This is a genomic window from Cytobacillus stercorigallinarum (assembly GCF_014836495.1).
In the GTDB taxonomy this organism is placed as follows: Bacteria; Bacillota; Bacilli; order Bacillales; family Cytobacillaceae; genus Cytobacillus; species Cytobacillus stercorigallinarum.
Genome location: NZ_JACSQT010000008.1, coordinates 215205 through 233051 on the forward strand (window position 1 = coordinate 215205; position 17847 = coordinate 233051).

The following is a 17847-nucleotide window of genomic DNA, read 5'->3' on the forward strand; positions in this document are numbered from 1 at the left end:
ATAGGAATTAATCATTCAGTAGGTAAAAAGTAGGCATTTATAACAGGATTCGATTATTTTATACTTAAATTTCTGAATATTTAGGTATTTAATCTCTTGTCATATTTTACTAATATTACTATATTTATTCTTAATTGATGGAACAATTGAAACGAGAAGGGAGGAGGGAGTATTCGAAAGATTATTTCGGTCATTGGTAATAGTTTATTTGTCCTTCTCATTTTATTAGGTGTTCTTTCTTTATACACTTTAATCACTAGTGACCAGAATCAAGAAAGGCCACCATCTTTATTTGGCAGAAGTCTTCTTATTGTATTAACAGGAAGCATGGAGCCGAGCATCTCACCGGGTGATGTTGTTGTGATTAAACAATCTCCGTTTAATCAAATTAAAGAGAATGATGTGATTACATATAGGAATGGGGCAGACTTTGTCACTCATAGAGTAACTGAAGTAGCTAAGGATGAATCTGGCTCATATTTTAAGACGAAGGGCGATGCAAATAATACAGAGGATGAAACGAAGATACGGACTGAACATCTAACAGGAAAAGTGGAGTGGGTGTTGCCAAAGGTAGGCTCCATAGCTGAATTCCTAATCAGTCCATTTGGTTTAAGTGTGATGTTTTTCATCGTCCTCGTCATTATTTTTTCGGACAAGCTGTTTAAAAGGAGAAACAAAAAAATAAACATAAATGAATTTGAGGGGGAGAAGAGTTGAAAACGAAATTATCGTTAAGTTCATTAGCATTATTATTAATTGCTACAGCTATTTTTGGGACTGTTGCTTATTTTTCTAAAAGTTTTACGAGTACAGGAAATACAGTACAAGCAGCAAAATTTAATGTGAACGCGGTGAATGAAAATGGTGAGACGATAGGTAATGGACAGTTCTCCTTAGGTGAAAATTTTTACCCAGGGATGGAGCCTGTCAAAGTGTATGCTTTTGAAATTCAAAAGAATGATACGGAGTTGCCCGTTGAATATCAAGTGGATTTAATTCCATCGGGTAAATTATTCCCTGCCAATGGAAACTCGCCAATTGTTTTGTCATTAGAAAGAAAAGTGAATGGGGAATGGAAAGAAATCGATCATACCTCAACATTTAAACCGACAGTGGATAACGAGCAATTTCGTATCTTCGCAAGATGGCCGCATGGTGACAATGATATTAATTTCCAAGGGAAAACAGGGAACTTGAAACTGAACGTTGTTGCTACGCAAGTGGATGAAGAGGAAGGGCCACCGTATTATACTGGTTCCATCGCTTTTAAGGCCACTCCTTCAGGGAATCTCAGAACAACAGCAAATAAAGAAGTGAATTTCTATAAAAATGACCAAGGTAATAAAGTCATTGAAGTGAAGATGGGAGAAGGTAATGGAGACTTCGAGAAAAAAGTCGGTAATTTTACAATAACGGAATCACAAGAGGGAGGAAATACATGGTATAAAGTCGTGACTGATCATGAATATTACGCAGGAGAAAAAGTTTGGAAATTAACAGCGGATCGTGTCAATACTTCCCAGTCTGGTGTAATTGATTTTAGAAAAGAGTCAAATGTTTATTTGACTATTGAATCACAGCAGTTATACAAATGGTTTACGGGAAATAAATAATGAAGGCAGGCAACTACAGCTTACAGTTGAATGGTTTTAGTTAGAGTTTAAGAAGGGGGCAAGGTGGTTGTTATTATATGAATCAATATATATCTTCTTTTCAGCCTAATCTAATAAGAAAAGGGGTAAAGAATGATATATACGAGTAATCTACAAGATATAACGATAGACAGGCTATCAGGTTTTTTTGTTGGATGGGGGAATTATCCGCAACCAGACACGCATTTATACCTCATGCAAAATAGCTATAAAGCGATTGTGGCCATTGATGAAACAAACGAAAGAGTTGTTGGCTTTATTACGGCTATTAGTGATGGTGTGATTTCGGCATACATTCCGCTGCTAGAAGTACGACCAGACTATCAACAGCAAGGAATTGGAGAAACCCTTGTAAAGATGATGTTACAGGAGCTGAGCGATATTTATATGATTGACTTATCTTGTGATGATGATTTAATTCCTTACTATGAAAGGTTCGCCATGAAAAAGGGGAATAGCATGATTATACGCAATTATGAGAGACAGTCTGGGAGAAAGATTAAGAGATCGATATAAACATGTTCTCACATTAAAACGGGCAAATGCTATTCCGATAGCTGTGCTCGTTTTTTTGTATTGGAAAAGAAATGAAATGGAAAGATGTTCACAGATGTTTGTGAACACAAAAAGTTGATGGTATCCTGCAGATTCATTTGCCCTGACTGGTTGTCTTTATTTTGCCCAGGACTTCCAGTATGCTTAGGTTAAGAGCAACTGTAAGGAGGATACATATGAAGCAAATCTATAGTGATATTATTCAATTTAGAGGCAATCATTATGATTATGGTTTTTTGCAAGGGGAATTATTAAAGGACTCATTGTCCTTGAAAAATAGAGAAGACCAGTGGAAGGTAAGGAAGCCGCGCTTTACAATCAATGTAAAAGAAGCAAAGGCGATGGTTACACAATTTGCTCCAGGAGTTTGGGATGAACTCATTGGTTTACAAGAGGCATTAGAATGGCCAATCGAGCGAGTGTTACAAGAATTCGGTGGCTATCGCGTGAATCATCATAAATCAGGCTGTTCTATTTATATAGGTGAAGATTATTTAATCCGCAATTATGATTATCATCCTAAAACATATGAAGGGCGATATACACTATTCCAACCAACTGATGGAATGGGTTATAGTATCATTGGTCCGTCGCAACGAGTGACAGGTCGAATGGATGGTATGAATGAGCATGGTTTAGCAATGGGCTATAACTTTATGAATAGAAGAAGACCAGGTAATGGATTTATCTGTTGTATGATTGGCCGACTTATTTTAGAGTCATGTCAAAATGTTGAAGAAGCCGTTGCGATGTTAAAAGAAATTCCCCATCGTCACTCCTTTACTTACGTTGTTCATGATAAAAAGGGGAGAAGTGCAGCAGTAGAAGCCACTCCAAGAAAAGTGGCAGTGCGTGAAACACTATCTTGTACAAATCATTTTGAGAAACTATTAACAGAAAATCGCCATCAATTAGCAGATTCAAAGCGTCGTTTAGCAGTTATGGAAGAAAACCGTGCAACAATAAGTAGTCCAGAGCAAGCTTTTCAATTGATGAATGGTAAAGGAAAAGGAGTATTTTCTGATTTGTATGGAAGCTGGGCGGGGACTATTCATACATCGGTTTATTTTCCGCGTAGTCAAAAAGTATGGATGGCATTAGGTGGTGATCAGCAACCTTATGAGCTTGACTTTTCTTCCTGGCTATCCGGACAAGATTTTTCTTTGGAGAAAATGACTGGTGAAGTGGATACCGATATTCCCTTTCTTCACATGGATGAAGGGGCCAATTGGTTTAAATGAAGCGACAATCAAATAGAAAATATATATAAAACAAAAGCCAGTTGTGCAAATGAAGAAATGCGCAACTGGCTTTAGGCTGGCCTGTAATGGCGTTGATTTTGATTATAATTCTCTTCTCATCGCCTTTAGAACATCCACTTTGGTTGCTCTCTTAGCTGGACGGAGACCTGAGAATACGGTTACGAGTAAACAAATACCGACACTAATAAGGGTAAGTGACCAAGGAATATATGATAATAAAAATCCTTCTGGTGCTGCCTCATCAAATGCTGTTTGAATAATAAATGGTACACATAAATTGACTAGGAAGCTGATACCATAAGCAACAATCGTACCAAAGATGGCGCCTAATAAGCCGATATAAGTACTTTCTAATAAAAAGATATTTTTAATTGTACGTGGATGTGCACCAATCGCTTTCATAATCCCAATATCTGGTGCTCTTTCCGTGACTGCCATTGTCATTGTATTATAAATACCGATGGAAGCAATAATAAGTGCAATCGTACCAATAAAGATAAGGCCGATTTTCATAATAAGGAAAATGACATTAATTTGTTTCATTTCATTGGCAATTGAATAAATCATATAGCCTTTATCTTCAAGAGCCTTGTTAATTCCTTCTACTTCTTGAACGTTATTTGCGTATACTTTTACATAATCATAGACTTCTTCCGATTGATTGGCGTCAAGTTCGCCGCCTTCGTACATTTCAGATGCCCCGCGCATAACGCCAGTGAATTGTTCAACTTCTTGTAAAATTTCTTCGGAAATAAAGACATGCTCTTCATACGCCCAATCACGAGCAGGCTTTTCAGCGATTCCTACAATTTTAACAGAAATGGTTTTCTTCGTTTCTTTCCCATCTGTTAATTTAATTACTTCCATGTCCATTTCTTTATTTAGCAAGTCATCAGTATAGACATAGTCCTCGTTGATATTTCCTTCATCATCGTACAATTTCTCAGGGTTAGCACCGTTTTTAATTAAGCTTTCAGTAAAGTGATAACCGACAACAACTTCATTCTCCCCCTCAGGTAAGCGCCCAGAGGCGAGCTTGAAGTCTGCTTTAATCTCTGATGGAAAGTGTGTGACGATGGCATTCGTATTAGATGTATAGTCATCTAGTTGGAAGAAAGGCATCTGCGCCAATTCATTTCTGCGGGTAACAGCTTCAACTCCATCCATCTCTTCAAAGTAAGTAATATCTTCATTTTTAAGTCCTTGTGAATCTTCTTTCCCGTAGATCTCCACTTGTGTAACCAATTGGTTTTGCATCATATCAGAAATAAGCGATTTATGAAGTCCGAAGCCGACAGAGGCAAGTACAATTAAGAATGCAACACCAATCGCAGTAGCAAGTACTGTCATAAACAATCTAGATTTATTCTTCTTTAAATTTTGTCTAACGAACTTAAACTGATCTTTAAATGTCATTTCCCTACTTCCTCCAATACATGACCGTCAACAATTTCTATTGTGCGATGACCGAACTCGGCAACCTCTTCATCATGAGTAATGATAAGGAAAGTAATCCCTAATTCTTCATTTAATTGTTTAATGAAAGCGAGTAAGCTTTTCTCTGTGTCACTATCTAGACTACCTGTTGGTTCATCAGCGAGAATAAGAGGTGGATTGACTACGAGTGCACGAGCAATACTGACCCTTTGTTGTTGGCCACCGGATAACTCGCTTGGATAATGGTCCTTAAACTCTGCTAATCCAACGCGCTCGAGTGTCTCTAGTGTTTTTTGTTTTCTTTCTTTTTCATTCATCCCTTTAAAAGTCAGCGGCAATTCAACATTTTGGAATGCTGTCATACTTGGAATCAATTGAAAGTTTTGAAAGATAAATCCGATATGCTGAAGTCTAAAAGAAGCAAACTCTCCTTCAGAAAGCTCCGTCACAGTTTGATTATTAATCTTAACTTCACCATCCGTTGGTTTAATAAATCCGCTAATAATATTTAGTAAAGTTGATTTTCCAGATCCGCTTTTACCTACAATGGATACAATTTCTCCTTTGTTAATTTGGAATGATACATCCTTCAGAACAGGTATGACCGTTTTCTTCTCTTTTTTACCTATTTCAAAAGAATGATAAATCTTATTTACCTCAATCATGCATTTTCCCACCTTTTCTTTTGAATACAACTTAATAGACGTAAGTGAAATGGAGTATCCCTACATATTTATCAAAAAAAATTTTTGAAATGCAAAAGTCATTCAATTGTTAATAGAGATTGAGTTGAAGTAGTGATGTTGTGATAAACTATTATCATTGAGAAAAAGTCGAGGTGTACGTAATGGAAACGGTGTTAATCGTCGGTGGTGGCATAAATGGTCTATCAACTGCCCATGAACTACAAAAATGGAAAAACGCAAACAATCGAGACATTCGCATTATATTAACAGAAGCACACAATCATCTAGGTGGAAAAATTAAAACCATTGAAGCAGATGGGTTTATGATGGAAACGGGCGCTGATTCGATTGTCTCCAGAAAAGTAATGGGTAGAGAGATCTTCAAAGAATTGAATTTAGATGAAGAGGTCGTCTATAACGGGACAGGTCGCTCGTATTTATTTACCGATGGGGAGATAAAGCCCATCCCAGTTGATGCGGTATTTGGGATACCAACAAGTATCGAGTCATTGGCTAAAAGTACATTAGTCTCTGCTGAAGGAAAAGTTCGGGCATTAAAAGATGTTTATCACAAGGAGAACCCTTTTACTGTAGAAGATAGTATTGGTGATTTTCTTAGCTATTATTTTGGTGAAGAATTAGTAAGGAAGCAGATTGCTCCGGTATTATCGGGTGTTTATTCTGGAAAACTACAAGATTTGACAATCTCATCTACCTTGCCAGCTGTTTTCGAATATAAAGAGAAATACGGTAGCATTATCAAGGGTTTCAACGCTCATAAAGAGAAATATCAGAGTAGCGGTGAGAAGAAATTCCTCTCTTTCAAAAATGGTCTTTCAACCATTATTGACGCATATGAAAAATCTCTTGGGACAGTCGAAGTCAGAAAAGGATACGAGGCACAATCCATACAGAAAGAGAAGCAACAATATAAGGTGAGTTTTTCAAACGGTGAAGTGATAGAAGCAGATTATATTGTTATGAGCACTCCACATCAAGTTGCGCAACAATTACTTGATGATGCAGCGTTGAATCATTATTTTTCTAACATGAAAAACAGTTCACTTATTAGTGTTTACATAGGATTTGATGTTCCTGATGCGGTTTTACCCGAAGATGGAACGGGCTTTATTACTTCAAATAATCATGAGCTACATTGCAATGCATGTACATGGACGAGTAGAAAATGGAAACATACATCTAAAAGTGGAAATCTCCTTGTCCGTCTCTTTTACAAAAGTAGCCATCCTTCATTCGATAGAGTGAAGGATAAGAAAGATACAGCATTACTTGATCTTGCAAGAGAAGATTTACAGAAAAGCTTAAAACTAGCAGCTGAACCCATTGTATGGGATATAACCAAATGGAATGAATTAATGCCCACTTATACACTTGACCACCCACAGGTAATCAAAGGAATTGAACAAACACTTCTAGAGAAATATCCTGGCGTGTATATAGCAGGAAGTTCTTATTATGGTTCAGGCATTCCAGATTGTATGGAGAATGGTATTGAAGTAGCTAGAAAAATAACAGCTACATTGTGAAGATATAAAAATAACAAGAGGGGGGAGGTTAGTCCTCCTTCTTGTTATTTAGTTCTTCGATTTTTTCTTTCTTTTTCTTTTTTAAGCGTTTTTTCTCTTCTTCCATTTTACTTTCAATCCAACGTTTTTCCTCTTTTAATTCTTGTTTGATTAATTGTTTTTGTAACCTTCTTGACATTAATTTATCCTTTGTTGCTCCTGAAAGTTCGAGTTCCTTTTTCACTTGTTGAAGTTCTTTAACTAAAGATATAGTCATTAGGATCATTACAAAGGAAAATGGGAATGCAGCAATAATCATTGTATTTTGTAGTGCTTGGAGGCCTCCAGAGTAAAGCAATACAGTAGCAATGGCTGATAATAAGACACCCCAAATGAGTTTATTACGATTAGAAGGATTTAACACGCCTTTTACTGATTGCATACCTAAAACAACCGTAGCTGAATCACCTGAAGTAATAAAGAAAATGGCAATCAAGATGAGAGAGAGAAGAGATGTGATAAAACTTATAGGCATCTCTCTCAATGTCCCAAATAGCATTTGCTCAGTATTCATTGAAGCCAAATCAGCTATCCCTGACATTTGTAGATCGATAGCGGTACCTCCTAAGAAAGCGAACCAAATAAAAGTGACGATGGTAGGTACAAGCAATACGCCAATAGTAAATTCACGGATGGTCCTTCCTCTAGATACTCTTGCTATAAAAGTGCCGACATAAGGAGACCATGCCATCCACCATGCCCAATAAAAGATTGTCCAATTATTAATCCATTCTCTACTTTGCTCATTATTTGGTGTTAATCTAAAACTCATTTCTGGCAGTCTTTGTATATACTTCCCGATCGTGTCTGTGAACAAATTTAAGGAATAAACCGTTGAACCAAAAATAATAAAAAAGAGGAGGAGCACGAGAGCAAGAATCATATTCACATTCGATAAGATTTTAATACCTTTATCAATACCTGTAACTGCTGAAATCAAAAATATAACTGTAATAATGATAATAATCACTAATTGTATTAGAAAAGAATTAGGGACATTCCAAATGTAAGAGATCCCACCATTAATTTGACTAGCACCAAAGCCAAGAGTAGTTGCGATTCCGGCAACAGTGGCGATGATACCGATAATATCTACTATTTTTCCTAAAGGACCGTCTGTATTCTTCATAATAGGGGATAGAGTAGAGCTGATCGAACCATCTCCCCCTCTCCGAAAATTGAAAAAGGCAATACAAAGAGCAATAATGACATATATACTCCAACCATGAATACCCCAATGAAAAAAGACGTATCTTAAAGCGTCCATTGCGGCTTGATCTGTACCCATTTGCCCTGTAGGAGAATCAATAGCGAAATGAGAAATAGGTTCTGCCGTTCCCCAAAAAAGAAGTCCTGTTCCCATCCCGGCACTAAATAAAAGGGCAAACCAAGTAGGATAACTATATTCTGGTTTTTCGTCAGACTTCCCAAGTTTTAATTTGCCATAAGGGCTAACAATTAAGAATAAGCAGACACAAACAAAAATAGTGACAATGATTAAATAATACCATCCAAAAGTAGAGGTGATGGCTGATTGAATAGCAGCTGTATAGTTTTCCATCACCTTTGGAGCGAATGCACCGATTAAAATTAAAACGAGTAAAATACTGACTGACCAATAAAAGACGGCCCCGAATTTTTGTTGTTTATCTATATTTTTCACTCTCGTATCCCACCCTTTTTATGTTTCGAAACATTTAAATCGATCTCATTTCTTTTCCTCCTTTTTAGTGTTTCGAATTAATATAATTATTATGTACACTGATCATGTGAAAAATGGTGTCGGGAAATAAGGCGTATAAGAGTGATAGGAAGTTCTTCCTTTTTGCGACCTGAGTTAACCTATCCAAACAGAGCAATAAATGACAGGAGTAAATAAATGATGCGTTATACAATCAAAGCGGAGGGGGAAGAGAATATGAGTTGGGTAACAGATATACAAAAAGCGTTGGATTATATTGAAGCCAATTTGTTGGAAAAATTACACAGTGAGGAGGTAGCAAAACAAGCGAATACTTCTCCTTTTCATTTCCAACGAACGTTTGCCATTTTAACGGATATGACGCTAGGGGAATATATAAGACGACGAAGGTTAACAAGTGCAGCCATAGAGCTTGGTAATTTTGATGAGAAAATCATTGATATTGCACTAAAATACGGCTATGAAACCCCAGAAGCATTTACTAAGGCATTCAAAAAACAACATCATATCTCACCATCAGAAGTAAAGAAGTACCGTGGAAAGTTACAATTATATCAGCCTTTAAAAATACATGTAACATTAGAAGGAGTCGAACCAATGAATCATACGATTATTTCAAAAGAAAGCTTTCAAGTAGTCGGTATAAGAAAGAATTATTCGCTTGAAAACGATGAAAATCTAAAAGAAATTCCAAAGTTTTGGAATCAAGTAAATCAAGATGGGACTTGTGAACGTTTACTTTCATTAAATAATGGTTCAATCAAAGGTCTACTTGGTGTTTGTGTGGATTATAAAAAACAACAAGAGATTGAATATTGGATTGCTGTGAACTATGATGGAGATTCGACTAACTTTGAAACAATAACGATTCCAGCTTCAACTTGGGCCGTATTTCAAGTGACAGGAGAGATGCCACAAGCAATGCAGCACACGTGGAAACAAATATTCTCAGAATGGTTTCCAACAAGCGGTTATAGACATGCGGGAACGGTTGAGTTAGAGGTATATCCTGAAGGTGATTCTAATCGTAGCGATTTTTACTCAGAAATTTGGGTCCCTGTAATCAAAGAGCTTTAAATAAAATTAAAAAGCTGGGTTGTAATCATAAACCCAGCTAAACGATTATGAGATTTGCTTGAGGTTTGTGGTTTCCTGCACAAAAACATTCCTTCCTGCGCCAATACCACATAAAGTAAAAAGAATAGCAACAGTAATAAGGGCAAAAAATGCTGTATGCCATTGGTGGAAAAGGTCATAAAGAAAACCAAGTAAGAAAGGACCACATGCGGCCAATAAGTAACCAAAAGATTGAGCCATGCCAGAAAGAGAGGCTGCCTGCTCACTGTTCATAGATCGTAGACTCATTAATGCTAAAGAATGACTTATGGCAGCACCTAGAGAAAGACCGATGAGGATAATACTCAGAAATGATATCACCGTACTTGAAGTAAGAAATAACCCACATAAACCTGTAATAAGAGTTGAACCAATTCCTAAGCCAATCCATTTTTGATGCGCTAATCTTTCTCCTAGTATAGGAATAAAAAAACTTGCTGGTAACCCCGAAAATTGCATGACAGTAAGCATCCAACCACCCATTTCTAACGTGAAACCTTTTGATAACAAAATCTCTGGTAACCATGTGGAAAAACCAAAATAAATAAACGATTGTAATCCCATAAATCCGGTGATTTGCCATGCGATGCCCGATTTAAACAAAGTAGAGAATGAAAGGAGCGGGACAGGATTTATTTTAGGTCTCTTTTTAATAAATGGTATCCATAGAATACAAGCAAGTATGACAGGGATTGCCCAAATGAGTAGACTAGGTTCCCATGTGATTCCATTGCTAGAAAGTGTTCCGCTAATACCTGGTGCAAAACCAGCAAATACACCCATTGCTAACGTATATATGCCGGTAATTAATCCTACTTTTAAAGGGAATTGTGCTTTAACAAGGCTTGGGAGTAACACGTTACAAATACCTATTCCTATTCCAATCATGAAGGTACCAACAAATAGAATGAACAATATATTAGTAGAGCGCATGAAGATACCTAGCCCAATCAGTGTTAGCCCGCAGAAAAGTGTCCTCTCTATCCCCCATCTTTTTGCAAATATAGGGGCAAAGGAGGAGATGGCTGAAAAAGCTAATAAAGGGAATGTGGTTAGTAAACTCACTGTACTCGTATTAAATTGCATTTCATGTTGAATGTCTCCAATAATTGGGCCAACTGAAGTAATCGCAGGACGTAAATTAAACGCAACTGCGATGATGCCTATAAAAATAAGTATATTCCTACCTTGATTGCTTCTATCTGTCATAATTAACGCCTCTTTTCAAGTTATCCAAGACGCGTTAATTATAATGAATTTTCTGACTAATGTATAGGGTGATGACATGTTTTTTAATGTCTATTATTTTTTTGTCTTCGGTGGTAATTGAAGACAGCGCAACAATTGAGTTTCTATACTATTTTGCACGGTGTGCTCAATAAAGAAATCGCTAATCATCTTTTTGTATTTTTCGTCTTCGAACATTTTTTTATTTTGCAGTTCCATCTCGGCGAGCCCTTCATATTTGGCAATGAGGCAATAGGTATGATCCTTGCCGGAAATAGGGGAGAGGACTTCAATCTCGTGACTATAGTTTTCGTTGCGAAAGCTTTTGATATTAGCGAGATTTTGAATACCTTCTTGAAAGTTTTCTTGTTTAAGTTGAAACGATTGATATACATAAATACTCATAATGAACATTCCCCAATCTTCTTTTATCAATTTAAACTTCATTTATTTTTTGTCGATATTGAATGATATAAGAGTATTTTGATATTAATATGCTGCGATTATTCATTTTCTTCTTAGAAACTTAATTAAAGGAAGGGAGGGTTATGTCGCTTTTGCTCTATTATTTATCGGAGTTTGCGCAACTATCAAAGGCAAATGCACTATGAGCAAATCATCTATGCGCAGTTTTTTACTGTTATCGCTATGATTTATGGGAAAATGGTTTCTACTCACTGCTACTTGTTTAATACTGAGGAGTTAGGAAGACAATAAAAAAGCACTTGATGATGTCATCAAATGCTTTTCTCGAGGAAACTTATTTCTTAAATACTGTATTAACAAGGTCGTTCATTGACATGTCGCTATTAACTTCAAATGTACCTGGGCGCAGGTCATTTTCGAGGCCTTTTTTCTCTACTGTATCAAAGAAGTCTTTACCATTTTTAATAATTTTAGCGGACTCAAGTGCATCACCGACGTCGATACTCGTCATACCAGAAGTAACTGTGAGCATCGTACGGTAAACAGCTTTTTCATTTTCATTTGCTTTGGCATCGTTAAGTTGCTTTTTAAGCTTTTCATTTTCTTCTTTAACAGAAGCAATATCTTTCATATCTTTATTGATATTGTTCCATTCTTTTTCACTGTGAATAATAAATCCTTGAGATTGTAATGCTTCTTCCATCTCTTCTGTACTAAGTTCTTCTTTGTTTGCTTCAGCTGGTTGGTCTACTTCTTCGGTTGCTTTCGGCTCAGCGGCTTCTGTTTGTTTGCTATCAGACGGACTAAGGAAATAGGTAATTCCGAGGATGACTGCTGCAACAATTAAACCACCAGCAAAGCTGCGCATCGTTTTTTCACTCATTGAGCTACTTTACTCCTTTCCGTACTACGTTTTTCGTATGGAGCTAGTAGGTTGTTCACTTCTTGTAAAGACATCTTTTGTTTTTGAGCGATGCTTTCGTTGGAATATCCTCTTCTATGTAGGTCTATCATTTCGCGTAGAAGTAATCTATGATCAGATTGTACTTCAGAAGTACCTGCTTCTACGGCAGTTATCTCAGCATCTATTTCCATGAATTTCACTTTTTGTTGCAATTGGTGAATTTCATCCATTAAGGAAAAAGAAACCTGATCAATATGTTGCTCTTGTTCCGATTTCGATTGTTTACCCTTAACAAATGATAAAATGAGCAACACAACTGCTGCACCAAGTAAAATGGCTAATACCCATTCCATCTCATAATTCCTCCTCATATGAAACTATTATCCTGTGATTTTATAATTATACCTTCCTTTTTGTCGAAATACGATTATTTATGACAAAAATGCCACTAAAGTCATATTTCTGTAATATAAAAACACAGCTTACATGCTCCTATTATAGTATAAGAGAATGGGGTCTGATTTCAAGCAATGTACAATGAGTGTTTTTTTTTGCAAAAGGTTTGCGTCTTTATGAAAGAAAAGGTTAAAATGCAATAAATATATTGAAGGAGTGCAACATGAATACATTATTTAATAATCAAGCAAAAGTTTATAAAGAGAAAAATAAAAATAGGGGACGCCTACTCATTAAATGTCCTGATCGACCAGGGATTGTCGCCCATATTTCGAAGTTTTTATTTCAATATCAAGCCAATATTATTGAATCCAGTCAATATTCTACTAATCATGAAGGCGGCAACTTTTTTATGCGCATTGAATTTGAGTGCCCTGACCTTCCACAAAAATTTGCACAAATGAAAGAGTCATTTATAAATGTTGCTCAAGATTTTGAGATGGAATGGAAGTTACAACAAAATAGTGAATTAAAAAGAACGGCCATCTTCGTATCAAAGCAACTACATTGTTTAAGAGAGATACTCCTAGAATGGCAGAATGGCGACATGATGATGGAAATTCCATTAGTTATTAGTAACCATCTAGAGGCAAAAGAAATTGTTGAGTCATTAGGTATACCTTTTTACCATATTCCTGCTTCAAAAGAAAATCGTGAAGAAGTGGAAACAAAGCAGCTACAATTACTTGAAGAATATAATATCGATGTTGTCATTCTCGCTCGTTATATGCAAATTTTAACGTCGCGATTTGTGTCTGCTCAACCGAATAAAATTATTAATATCCATCATTCTTTTTTACCGGCATTTGTTGGTGCGAAACCATATGATCGTGCCTATGCACGTGGAGTGAAGATTATCGGTGCAACTTCACATTATGTCACCAATGATTTAGATGAGGGGCCGATTATCGAGCAAGATATAAGTCGAGTTGATCATAGGGATGAAGTAGAGGACTTGAAGAGAAAGGGAGCCTCAATCGAGCGCAGTGTTTTAGCTAGAGCAGTAAAGTGGCATCTTGAAGATCGCGTGATTGTATATGGTAATAAAACGGTTGTTTTTTAAAAAATAAATCATAATACTTAAATCGGGGATTTTTCCTCGATTTTTTATTCCTAAAAACGATGAAAGCGGTTTATTGTTCAAAAAGAATGATTAAAGTAAGAAAATATCCTTATTTATGCGGGAATTTGAATTTGACAGCTTGTTTAAATTTTTTTCAATGCATTACCAGGACATTCGCAAACAGTACCGCTGGTGTGGAAGCTGTTATAAGCGATGAAAACGAAAAAAATAACGGCACAATTCGCTATTATGGTTGTCCTGCAGAAGAAGTTCTTTCTGGGAAAAGGGAGAAGGGAAATTTCCAAGTGAATTACTTGCAACACTTTTAGTAATGTTGTTGGAATGTAAAAGAAAGAGGAAAAGAATATAAAGCAGCGATTCTTGATAATCTCTCCGCCCTAAAACTAACGAGCCTTATCATTCCTCAAAAAAAGCCCAGATCACATTGAATGATTTTAAATGAATATAATAGGTGCGGGCTTTTCTTGAGTGGAAAAAAGGTAAATTATTTACGGTGTTATTCTACTATCATACTCATTTTCTCCGTATTTTTCTCGATAATGTGCCAACGCTAATAAGGGGAAAATATAGCGATAACTGTGATAATGAAAATAAATAGCACCCGCGAGACCTTGCCCTGCAGGGTAGTCTTCACGCCAATCTTTATTGTCCAAAGATGTGAGGAGATATTTTACGCCTCTTTTAATTGTCTCATCTGGCTTCTGACTTACCGAAATTAATGCATCTATGGCCCATGCTGTATGTGTGAGTGTACTATCACCTAATGGGATATATTTTTTTTGTTTGTCACTTAATGCGGATTCCCCATAACCTCCATCAGCATTTTGAATGGATCGTAGCCAGCTCGTAGCCTTCTTGATCATTTTACTTTTATTGTCATATTCAATAGCTGATAATCCTGTAAGAGCTGCCCAAGTCCCGTATATATAGCAAATGCCCCATCGGCCATACCAGGAACCGTTCTTTTCTTGGTGTGTTTTAAGCCACTCAATACTTCTGTGAAAATGAGGATGTTGGTGCGGCATATGTGTGTAATTTCCTAAAAACTCCATGGCTCTTCCTGTTAAATCGGCACTGCTTGGATCCGTAAGAATAAATTCACTATCTTGGATTGGTACTAAAGCTAATAACTTATTATTGGTGTTCTTTTCAAAAGCTGGCCAACCACCATCATCATTTTGCATGGAAACGAGCCAATTGACGCCTAAATTCCAAGCCTCTTTTATATCATCACGGCTTTTTGCAGAGTTAGTAATAGCACGAAGAGTGGCTGAGGTATCGTCAGTATCTGGCTGAAAAGTATTGATGTCAGAGAACCCCCAAGCTCCTGGTTTTGTCTTAGGATTATGAATGATCCAATCTCCAAATTTATATTGTTGTCTACTAAGTAAATAATTGGTTGCTTTTTTTATCATTGGATCATTTGGTGTTAATCCAGCTTTTTGTAAAGAATAACTAAGCAAGCTTGTATTCCAAACAGAAGCAGTAGTGAATTGGATATGTGTATGACCTTTTACTTTTGTTTGGAATCCGTATAATCCTTTTACCGCATTCTCAATCAACGGATCATCTTTTTTATGTCCTAATGATAGTAATGCGAATACCATTAAAAATGTTGAGCTAATATATCCGAATAAGGTCCCGTCTGGTTCTAGGTGATTAATCATATATTGTTTCGCACGGCTCATACTCAGTTGGTGTAGTTCTTGTGGCAGGCCTATAATTTTCTTCATACTTGCTTTAATTGTTTTGTGTATGGTTCGCCATTCAGAGGATCGGGACCAACTAAAGTTTGCTTCCACTCTCGAAGTGAACAAATCTGATAAATCTGGACTGCTGGCTGTTCGAAAACGAAATTTTTTATCTGCAATGATCATAATTGGAACTATATTTGCTCTACCGTATACGGAGATGCTATAGAAATTGATTGGCATGACAGGCTGTATGAGCATCAGTTCAATTGGCAGGGGAAAGAACTTTGGCCATTCATACTGTCCTGTGATTGTAAGAATCAGTTTGGTTAGGAAATGGGTTTCCTCTATGCCTCCTTGTTGTAGAATGAATCGTTTCGCTCTTTTCATTCGATCATCTTTTTTATCGATATAACCTGAATACAACAATGCATGATATGCCTCGACAGTTAAGGAAAGACTACCGTTTCTTTCATCATAATAATGTTTCCATGCACCGTTTTCCTCCTGTTTACTTAGTATCCTTTTAACCAATTGTTTTATCATCTCTTCATCATCAATTTCCAAACTTCTTAATAAAATAATCATATACGTATCAGTGGATATACTAGATTCAAAAGGATATTCCCAAGTACCTGAAGCTGTTTGGTCTGCTCTTAAAGTAGCAATTAAATGATCGATTCCATTTGAGACCTTCATGATATTCACCCTTTTCGTTACTTTTCCTAACAATGTAATCATTATTAATACATGAGTATTCATTGGACAAAATAATCATTCATAATGGTGGTGTTTTCCATTTTTTTAATTCATAAATGGCGAAAAAGAAGAAAAAGGATAAAATCATCTATTGCTGGGAGAAAGTTAAAAAAAGAATTAGTGGTCCTATTAAAGAAAAACAAGCAGAACACAATAAGTGAACTTGATCTTGACGAACAACAGATTCTAGAAAAAATAAAACAACAAACAACGGCTTGTAATCTTAATAATGTGACAAGAACAAATGCTTATTTCAAGTTTTATTTGAAATTCCCCCAAGTTCACTGGGCTTTGTTAGCCCATTTTGTCTCAAGAAATGCAGGTTGGAATATGACAGATTTAAAAGGGGATTTATTATCAAAGATATTAAGTGAGACAGAACAGCATGCGTTCTTTCAATTTATGGAACGAGCAAATTGGTTGATTTTTCAAGATGCATATCCACAGTTATTGCTTTACGAGGAAAGTGTCAGACAAGGTAAACCGTTCTTTCATTTGCTCTCTCATTTAGGCGTCTCTTCATTTATGCAAGCAATATGGTCATTTTTTTGGCAACAAAAACAATCTCAAATCCTTACACATGCGCTTATTATTAATGAACAAAACTATATAGAAAAAAGAGTGATACAAAACCCAATTTTTAAAGAAGAAGTGACATCAACACTTGAGTTTAAATTACAAGATGTTTTTGCTTTTAACTATATTCTCTTCCCGTATCAGACGCATGGAATATCACAGTTAAAGGGTTTAGTCGTTCATTTATTTACAAAGTTAAATCAGAGAATAGAAATAGGGTTTAAATTGTACTCACTTCTTTACGAAAACCCTTCTCAATTACGAAGCTTTGTTAAGTGGGCTAACCAACATCCCCATACTGGGTCAAGAAGTGATTACTGGAGGAATGTCTATTGTGTCATCCAAGAAGGAATACCGACAAAAACATATAAACCAAGAATTACAGATGGACATTTAAAAAACGGTGCGAAAAAGTTATATAGTCCTGTGCTTGTTCATGTATGGAAAAACACTAGTCATAAGCAGCCAGGAGGAGATGATTGGTTCAAGAATGAGGGAATAGTGAAAATGCTATTCAAAGAAATGAATATAGCTGATAATGACGTGAAACTGGCGTATATGAAATCTTTAGAAAGATTGGAGCTAGCAGTTGCTGCGAAAAGTTTATTATCGTAATGCAAAACATACCTTTTTAATTCAAAGGTATGTTCAGCTTGTAGACAAAGTCTAAGAATTAGACCAAGTCTACAAGTTTTTTTGTATAATTGAATGGAATCAATTTTATG

The 17847-nt window shown here is 36.2% G+C and carries 17 protein-coding genes; 9 read left to right on the forward strand and 8 right to left on the reverse strand.

Going from position 1 to position 17847, the window contains the following annotated elements:
* Nucleotides 1-192 precede the first annotated feature (192 nt).
* From H9655_RS16300 to H9655_RS16315, 4 genes are all read left to right on the forward strand, one after another.
* Nucleotides 193-720: a signal peptidase I gene (locus H9655_RS16300; protein WP_318245506.1), complete on the forward strand. Its 528-nt coding sequence runs from the start codon at nucleotides 193-195 to the stop codon at nucleotides 718-720.
* Nucleotides 717-1616 carry a hypothetical protein gene (locus H9655_RS16305; RefSeq protein WP_191815932.1) on the forward strand — a complete coding sequence of 300 codons (900 nt, stop codon included), beginning with the start codon at nucleotides 717-719 and terminating at the stop codon, nucleotides 1614-1616. Before H9655_RS16300 ends, H9655_RS16305 begins: the two co-directional genes overlap by 4 nt.
* Nucleotides 1617-1748: 132 nt before the next feature.
* Nucleotides 1749-2171 (forward strand): GNAT family N-acetyltransferase, encoded by a 423-nt coding sequence (locus tag H9655_RS16310; protein ID WP_191815935.1) that lies wholly within the window; start codon nucleotides 1749-1751, stop codon nucleotides 2169-2171.
* A 215-nt stretch (nucleotides 2172-2386) separates the two neighbouring features.
* Nucleotides 2387-3451, forward strand: coding sequence for a C45 family autoproteolytic acyltransferase/hydolase (locus H9655_RS16315; protein ID WP_191815937.1), 1065 nt, complete (start codon nucleotides 2387-2389; stop codon nucleotides 3449-3451).
* Nucleotides 3452-3553: 102 nt separating this feature from the next.
* Here the strand turns inward: H9655_RS16315 and H9655_RS16320 are convergent, their stop codons facing one another.
* Both H9655_RS16320 and H9655_RS16325 read right to left on the reverse strand, forming a co-directional pair.
* Nucleotides 3554-4888, reverse strand: coding sequence for an ABC transporter permease (locus H9655_RS16320; RefSeq protein ID WP_191815939.1), 1335 nt, complete (start codon nucleotides 4886-4888; stop codon nucleotides 3554-3556).
* Nucleotides 4885-5574, reverse strand: a complete 690-nt coding sequence (locus H9655_RS16325) for an ABC transporter ATP-binding protein (RefSeq protein ID WP_095370041.1) — start codon at nucleotides 5572-5574, stop codon at nucleotides 4885-4887. Before H9655_RS16325 ends, H9655_RS16320 begins: the two co-directional genes overlap by 4 nt.
* Nucleotides 5575-5756: 182 nt before the next feature.
* Here H9655_RS16325 and hemG point away from each other — a divergent pair, with 182 nt between their 5' ends.
* The gene (gene hemG, locus H9655_RS16330; protein ID WP_191815941.1) at nucleotides 5757-7142 is read left to right on the forward strand and encodes a protoporphyrinogen oxidase; all 1386 of its coding nucleotides are present in this window, start codon (nucleotides 5757-5759) and stop codon (nucleotides 7140-7142) included.
* 28 nt (nucleotides 7143-7170) lie between these two features.
* Here the strand turns inward: hemG and H9655_RS16335 are convergent, their stop codons facing one another.
* A complete protein-coding gene (locus H9655_RS16335) occupies nucleotides 7171-8844 on the reverse strand; it encodes a glycine betaine uptake BCCT transporter (RefSeq protein ID WP_318245501.1) in 1674 nt (557 codons plus the stop codon).
* Between the two features lie 216 nt (nucleotides 8845-9060).
* Here H9655_RS16335 and H9655_RS16340 point away from each other — a divergent pair, with 216 nt between their 5' ends.
* Nucleotides 9061-9960, forward strand: coding sequence for an AraC family transcriptional regulator (locus H9655_RS16340; protein WP_318245502.1), 900 nt, complete (start codon nucleotides 9061-9063; stop codon nucleotides 9958-9960).
* Between the two features lie 45 nt (nucleotides 9961-10005).
* Here H9655_RS16340 and H9655_RS16345 read toward each other — a convergent pair whose 3' ends face one another.
* The 4 genes from H9655_RS16345 to H9655_RS16360 all read right to left on the reverse strand — a co-directional run bounded on the left by H9655_RS16345 (nucleotide 10006) and on the right by H9655_RS16360 (nucleotide 12909).
* Nucleotides 10006-11208 carry a CynX/NimT family MFS transporter gene (locus tag H9655_RS16345; RefSeq protein ID WP_191815943.1) on the reverse strand — a complete coding sequence of 401 codons (1203 nt, stop codon included), beginning with the start codon at nucleotides 11206-11208 and terminating at the stop codon, nucleotides 10006-10008.
* A gap of 93 nt (nucleotides 11209-11301) precedes the next feature.
* Nucleotides 11302-11631, reverse strand: coding sequence for a hypothetical protein (locus tag H9655_RS16350; protein ID WP_191815945.1), 330 nt, complete (start codon nucleotides 11629-11631; stop codon nucleotides 11302-11304).
* A 355-nt stretch (nucleotides 11632-11986) separates the two neighbouring features.
* Complete coding sequence (locus H9655_RS16355; protein ID WP_191815947.1) at nucleotides 11987-12535, reverse strand: hypothetical protein; 549 nt, start codon at nucleotides 12533-12535, stop codon at nucleotides 11987-11989.
* Nucleotides 12532-12909 (reverse strand): hypothetical protein, encoded by a 378-nt coding sequence (locus H9655_RS16360; RefSeq protein WP_191815949.1) that lies wholly within the window; start codon nucleotides 12907-12909, stop codon nucleotides 12532-12534. Before H9655_RS16360 ends, H9655_RS16355 begins: the two co-directional genes overlap by 4 nt.
* Before the next feature lie 266 nt (nucleotides 12910-13175).
* On the opposite strand from H9655_RS16360, the gene purU reads away from it, so the two are divergent.
* Both purU and H9655_RS22520 read left to right on the forward strand, forming a co-directional pair.
* The gene (gene purU, locus H9655_RS16365) at nucleotides 13176-14075 is read left to right on the forward strand and encodes a formyltetrahydrofolate deformylase (RefSeq protein ID WP_191815951.1); all 900 of its coding nucleotides are present in this window, start codon (nucleotides 13176-13178) and stop codon (nucleotides 14073-14075) included.
* A gap of 86 nt (nucleotides 14076-14161) precedes the next feature.
* A complete protein-coding gene (locus H9655_RS22520; protein ID WP_225230689.1) occupies nucleotides 14162-14404 on the forward strand; it encodes a hypothetical protein in 243 nt (80 codons plus the stop codon).
* Between the two features lie 180 nt (nucleotides 14405-14584).
* Here the strand turns inward: H9655_RS22520 and shc are convergent, their stop codons facing one another.
* A complete protein-coding gene (shc, locus tag H9655_RS16370) occupies nucleotides 14585-16528 on the reverse strand; it encodes a squalene--hopene cyclase (protein WP_191815992.1) in 1944 nt (647 codons plus the stop codon).
* A 48-nt stretch (nucleotides 16529-16576) separates the two neighbouring features.
* Between shc and H9655_RS16375 the strand changes: the two genes are divergently transcribed.
* Nucleotides 16577-17737 carry a DUF2515 family protein gene (locus tag H9655_RS16375; protein WP_318245503.1) on the forward strand — a complete coding sequence of 387 codons (1161 nt, stop codon included), beginning with the start codon at nucleotides 16577-16579 and terminating at the stop codon, nucleotides 17735-17737.
* Nucleotides 17738-17847: the final 110 nt, after the last annotated feature.